This is a genomic window from Bradyrhizobium genomosp. III, assembly GCF_000261705.1.
Classification (GTDB): Bacteria; Pseudomonadota; Alphaproteobacteria; order Rhizobiales; family Xanthobacteraceae; genus Bradyrhizobium; species Bradyrhizobium ottawaense.
On the sequence record NZ_AJQF01000252.1, the window covers coordinates 1 to 5,478 of the forward strand.

The window sequence follows — 5,478 nt, forward strand, 5'->3', positions numbered from 1 at the left end:
GCGAGTTGGATACGATGGGCAGCGCTTTTCCCCCTCGCTGGCCGCCGTGCCGCCCGGCCCCGTCATTGTCGAGGCGGAGAACCGCGGATCCACGCGAGGCTCCCTGCTCCTGATCAACTGGCCGCCTGAGGTTTTGGCTCAAGCGATCAAGCCGCCGCTTGATTTTGAGCCCTACATGTCCGGCGGGATGTTGCTCGCGAGACAGACGTTTCGCCGCCTGTTCCGGTCAGAACGCGTGGACGAAAGGGAGGGCCTGGGAATCCGGCAGGTGACCCTGCTGTTCACGGATCTCAAAGGTTCGACCGCCATGTACGAACGGCTCGGCGATCTCAATGCCTATGCGCTGGTCCGCGAACATTTTGCTTTGCTCGGTGCGACCGTTCAGGAACATTCCGGTGCCATCGTCAAGACGATCGGCGATGCAGTCATGGCGGTCTTCTCTCGCCCGACAGACGCGATCTCGGCGGCGCTCCACATATTGGGGGAAATCGAACGCTACAATTCCGACCACGGCGATCCGAGCATCATCCTGAAGATTGGAGCCCATTGCGGCCCCTCCATCGCCGTGACCCTGAACGACAATCTGGATTATTTCGGCCAGACCGTAAATGTTGCCGCGCGTGTCCAGTCGCTGGCGGATGCGGGCGAGATTTGTATCTCGGAGGCGCTGTATTCGGCGCCGGGAGTGAGCGATCTCCTTTCCGGGCATGCAATCGCGGTGTTTGAAGCTCCTCTTCGCGGCGTTGAAGGAAATGCCTGCGTGTATCGTGTCGTGCCCGGGTAGGACCCTTACCTCCCTTGCCGGGGCAGCTTCTCCGCGAGCGCGGCTGCCATCGCCGAGATCAGAGGCCGCATGAAATAGGCTTCATCGGCCGGCGAGACGTCCGTGCGCAGTCCATGGGCAGCAAGCTCACCCGAAACCGCCGGGCCCACCGACGCAATCAGCGTCCGGTCGAAGCCGGCGCGCAGCTTCGCCTCGCTGCCATGCGCCTTGGCGGCCTCGATCAGGCGGCGGACCTGGCCGAGATTGGTGAGCGCGACGGCATCGATCCGCCCCGCGGCCATGTCGTCGATGGCGGTGACGATGTTGGCATCCGCTGCCTTGGAATCGTAGGCATAGGGCAGCACGGCATCGACCTCGGCGCCTTGCGCGGCAAGGGCGCCGATCAGCGCGCCATGGTCCTTGTCGGGATAGAGCTGAAGGCCAAGGCGCCGGCCCTTCAGGTCGAGCTTGCCCAGCATCTCCATCACGCCCTCGGTGGTCGGCTTGCCCGTGGTCTGCTGCGCTTCGAGGCCGACCTCGCGCAGCGCCTTGCCGGGCTTCGGGCCGCGGGTGAATTTTCGCGATCCGGCGAGGGCTGCGACAAACGCGCCGTCGAGCCCACGCGCCCGCGCGAGCTTCATGATCCGCCGAAGGCCTTCGCCGGTCATCAGCACAAGGTCGTCAAGGGGCTTGTCGGTGGCGCGGCGGATCCAGGCCTCGACCGGAGCAGGGTCCGGTGCATCCTGGATGGTAAACATCGGGCATTGCACGACCTCGGCGCCTTGCTCGCCCAGAAGCTTCGAGAACTGCGCCTCCTCGCGCGTTTCCAGGATCAGGATGCGGTAGCCGTTCAAGCGTTCGGCCATGGGCGTACTCCGGGCAGTTAAAGCAGTCGTCCGTTCATCCTGACTCCGCGCTTCAGGTCGAAGCAAGTCTTGGGATTGGCGCAAGGGGACGTCGGTGATAGAGCAGGGCGCAAATCGCGGGTCGTTCCGCATCATTTGCCCAAACCTTCATCAAGAGCCAAGCCTGTTCATCAACATGCCCGATCATCAATATGTCCTGACCCTGTCCTGTCCGGATCGTCCCGGCATCGTCTCGGCGGTGTCGACGTTTCTCGCCCACAACGGACAGAACATTCTCGATGCTCAGCAGTTCGACGACATCGAGACCAAGCAGTTCTTCATGCGCGTGGTGTTCACCGCGGCCGATCTCGCCGTGGAACTGTCGGCGCTGCAGACCGGCTTTGCCGCGATCGCCGAGCGTTTCGGCATGGACTGGCAGATGCGCGATCGGGCCGCGCATCGCAAGGTGATGCTGCTGGTGTCGAAGTCGGACCACTGCCTGGTCGACATCCTCTATCGCTGGCGCACCGGCGAACTGCCGATGACGCTTGCCGCCATCGTCTCCAACCATCCGCGCGAGGTCTATGGCGGGCTCGATTTCGGCGGCATTCCGTTCCACCATCTGCCGGTGACCAAGGAGACCAAGCGCGAGCAGGAGGCACAGATCCTCGACCTCGTCGCCAAGACCAGGACCGATCTGGTCGTGCTCGCCCGCTACATGCAGATCCTGTCGGACGATCTGTCGGCGCAGCTTTCGGGGCGCTGCATCAACATCCATCACTCGTTCCTGCCGGGCTTCAAGGGCGCAAAGCCCTATCACCAGGCCCATGAGCGCGGCGTCAAGCTGATCGGCGCCACCGCGCATTACGTCACGCGCGATCTCGACGAAGGTCCGATCATCGACCAGGACGTCGAGCGCATCAGCCATCGCGACACGCCTGAGGATCTCGTTCGCAAGGGCCGCGATATCGAGCGTCGCGTGCTGGCCCGCGCGATCCGCTACCACCTCGACGACCGCGTCATTCTCAACGGCCGCAAGACCGTGGTGTTTGTGGATTAGCGAATAGTGAGTGGCGAGTAGCGAATAGAAGGGGTGGCCATGTTCGCCACTCCCTATTCGCCATTCGCTCCCTTAGCGCACCGCGCCAGCCGGCGCGGTCCCGGTCGCGCCCTTCTGCGCCTGCTCTTCCTTCTCGCGATCCGCCGCCGGCAGCAGCCGCTTGCGTTCGCGCTCCTTCATGTAGGCGTCGTATTGCGGCGTGCCCGCTCGCGGCGGGGCATCGGCCGGCAGCCCGCCGGCCCATTGCGGGATTGAGTCGCCCATGCCGGCGGAGAGTCTTTCGTTGACGGTGCCGCAGCCGGCAAGGTTGGAAGCCAGCAAGGCAACGACGGCAGCGATTGAAGGCAAACGGATACGCATGAGCATCTTCTGGGTCGAGCTGGACCGGGCGCGGATGACCGGCGCCCGATGGGCGCCAGGGGCGCACTCTAGTCCTCAACAAGTAAAATTGGCCTATTCGACGACGGATTTGCTTGTATACATAATGGTAAAATAATACGCAATTTTAGGCATTGATTGGGTCTATCTAGGTGATACGGTATACAGTCCGTATTTTCGGCGGGGGAAATCGGAGTTGGGAATTTCGATCTCGTCGTCCGGCGAATGTTCGAATTCTGCAAAGCGGAGGCGGATTTCTCCAGCCACGTCGCCGCCGGGGCGCTCTTACCGTGCAGTATCAACCCGGAGGGACCCGGCCCGCAAAGCGAAAGGCTTTCTTGTTGACAGGGCCATTTTATTTGTACAATCGTACAAATATCTCCTCCGCCGTCGATCCGATCGCGCGGCTTGCGCCGAATGGTCGCCCAACGTCCGATTGACAACGGGGTTGCAGAGGACGCCATGTGGCCGCGCGGCATGGCTTGTCCGTAGGTTAGAGCGCGGCAAGGACCGGGTACTCGGTCTGGCGCACAACAGGTCAGGAATGAAGGGGAGGGACATCTGATGTTCGAACGCAGAATTTTTTCACGCACTGTAGCAGCAGCCGCCATCGCGGGCGTTGCAGGCCTTGCGTCTGCCAAGGCCGAGGACACCGTCAAGGTCGGCCTGATCCTGCCGATGACCGGCGGCCAGGCTTCGACCGGCAAGCAGATCGAGAACGCGATCAAGCTCTACATGCAGCAGAAGGGCGACACCGTCGCCGGCAAGAAGATCGAGATCATCCTCAAGGACGACGCCGCGATCCCGGACAAGACCAAGACCGCCGCGCAGGAGCTGATCGTCAACGACAAGGTCAACTTCATCGCCGGCTTCGGCGTGACGCCGGCCGCGCTGGCTGCCGCGCCGCTGGCGACGCAAGCCAAGATCCCGGAAGTCGTGATGGCGGCCGGCACCTCCATCATCACCGAGCGCTCGCCCTATATCGTGCGCACCAGCTTCACGCTGGCGCAGTCCTCGACCATCATCGGCGACTGGGCGGTGAAGAACGGCATCAAGAAGGTGGCGACGCTCACCTCCGACTACGCGCCGGGCAATGACGCGCTCAACTTCTTCAAGCAGAATTTCACCGCAGGCGGGGGCGAGGTGGTCGAAGAAGTCAAGACGCCGCTGCAAAACCCGGACTTCGCGCCGTTTCTGCAGCGCATGAAGGACGCCAAGCCGGACGCGATCTTCGTGTTCGTGCCGGCCGGCCAGGGTGGCAACTTCATGAAGCAGTATGCCGAGCGCGGCCTCGACAAGGCCGGCATCAAGGTGATCGGGCCGGGCGACGTCACCGACGACGACCTGCTCAACAACATGGGCGACGCCGTGCTCGGCACGGTCACCGCGCATCTCTACTCCGCGGCGCACCCCTCGCAGATGAACAAGGATTTCGTCGCAGCCTACAAGAAGGCGTTCGGCAATCGTCCGGGCTTCATGGCGGTGAGCGGGTATGACGGCATCCACCTGATTTACGAGGCGCTCAAGAAGACGAATGGCGACACCGACGGCACCAAGCTGGTCGAGGCCATGAAGGGCCAGAAGTGGGAGAGCCCGCGCGGCCCGATCTCGATCGACCCCGAGACCCGCGACATCGTCCAGAACATCTACATCCGCAAGGTCGAGAAGGTCGACGGCGAGCTCTACAACGTCGAGTTCGCGACCTTCGAGGCCGTCAAGGATCTCGGCAAGACCAAGAAGTGACCCGCGAAAGCGGGGCATCCCGGGGCGCGCATTAGCGCGAACCCGGGATATCATGCTCCTTGCTCCGCGTCATGCCCGGGCTTGCCCCGGGCATCCACGCGAAGCCAGGAAAACAAAGTCCGGACAAGAACGTGGATGGCCGGGACAAGCCCGGCCATGACGATAACTCTAAGCTGAGACGATGACCTCTATCCTCACCAACCTGTTCGATGGCGTTGCCTACGGCATGCTGCTGTTTGTGCTCGCGTGCGGGCTTGCGGTCACGCTTGGATTGATGAACTTCGTCAATCTCGCCCATGGCGCCTTCGCCATGGCCGGCGGCTATGTCTGCATGGTGCTGGTCAACCGGATGGGCTGGCCGTTCTTCGCAGCGCTCCCGCTCGCTTTCGTCTCCTCTGCCGCGATCGGCATCGCGCTCGAACGGACGCTGTACCGCCACCTCTATACGCGCAGCCATCTCGATCAGGTGCTGTTCACCATCGGCCTGACCTTCATGTCGGTTGCTGCCGTCGACTATATCCAGGGCTCCTCGCGCGTCTTCATCAACCTGCCGGCGGCACTTCAGGGGCAGTTCGACCTGTTCGGCGTCGGCATCGGCCGCTACCGGCTGATGATCATCGTGATCTGCGGCCTGCTCACCATCGCGCTGCAGATGGTGCTGGCCAAGACCCGCTTCGGCAGCCGCCTGC

6 protein-coding genes are annotated in these 5,478 nt (G+C 62.9%); 4 read left to right on the forward strand and 2 right to left on the reverse strand.

Annotation, left to right across the window (positions count from 1 at the left end; all coding sequences use genetic code 11):
• Nucleotides 1–784 (forward strand): adenylate/guanylate cyclase domain-containing protein (locus IC66_RS0121665; RefSeq protein ID WP_038949019.1); only part of this gene is annotated, 784 nt, incomplete at its 5' end.
• A 5-nt stretch (nucleotides 785–789) separates the two neighbouring features.
• Here the strand turns inward: IC66_RS0121665 and IC66_RS0121670 are convergent.
• Nucleotides 790–1,629, reverse strand: a complete 840-nt coding sequence (locus IC66_RS0121670) for a uroporphyrinogen-III synthase (protein WP_028143356.1) — start codon at nucleotides 1,627–1,629, stop codon at nucleotides 790–792.
• Nucleotides 1,630–1,804: 175 nt separating this feature from the next.
• On the opposite strand from IC66_RS0121670, the gene purU reads away from it, so the two are divergent.
• Nucleotides 1,805–2,668: a formyltetrahydrofolate deformylase gene (purU, locus tag IC66_RS0121675; RefSeq protein ID WP_028143355.1), complete on the forward strand. Its 864-nt coding sequence runs from the start codon at nucleotides 1,805–1,807 to the stop codon at nucleotides 2,666–2,668.
• A gap of 72 nt (nucleotides 2,669–2,740) precedes the next feature.
• Here the strand turns inward: purU and IC66_RS0121680 are convergent, their stop codons facing one another.
• Nucleotides 2,741–3,034, reverse strand: coding sequence for a hypothetical protein (locus IC66_RS0121680; RefSeq protein WP_028143354.1), 294 nt, complete (start codon nucleotides 3,032–3,034; stop codon nucleotides 2,741–2,743).
• Between the two features lie 576 nt (nucleotides 3,035–3,610).
• On the opposite strand from IC66_RS0121680, the gene IC66_RS0121685 reads away from it, so the two are divergent.
• The gene (locus IC66_RS0121685) at nucleotides 3,611–4,789 is read left to right on the forward strand and encodes an ABC transporter substrate-binding protein (protein WP_038949020.1); all 1,179 of its coding nucleotides are present in this window, start codon (nucleotides 3,611–3,613) and stop codon (nucleotides 4,787–4,789) included.
• 181 nt (nucleotides 4,790–4,970) lie between these two features.
• Nucleotides 4,971–5,478 (forward strand): ABC transporter permease subunit (locus IC66_RS0121690; RefSeq protein WP_038949021.1); only part of this gene is annotated, 508 nt, incomplete at its 3' end.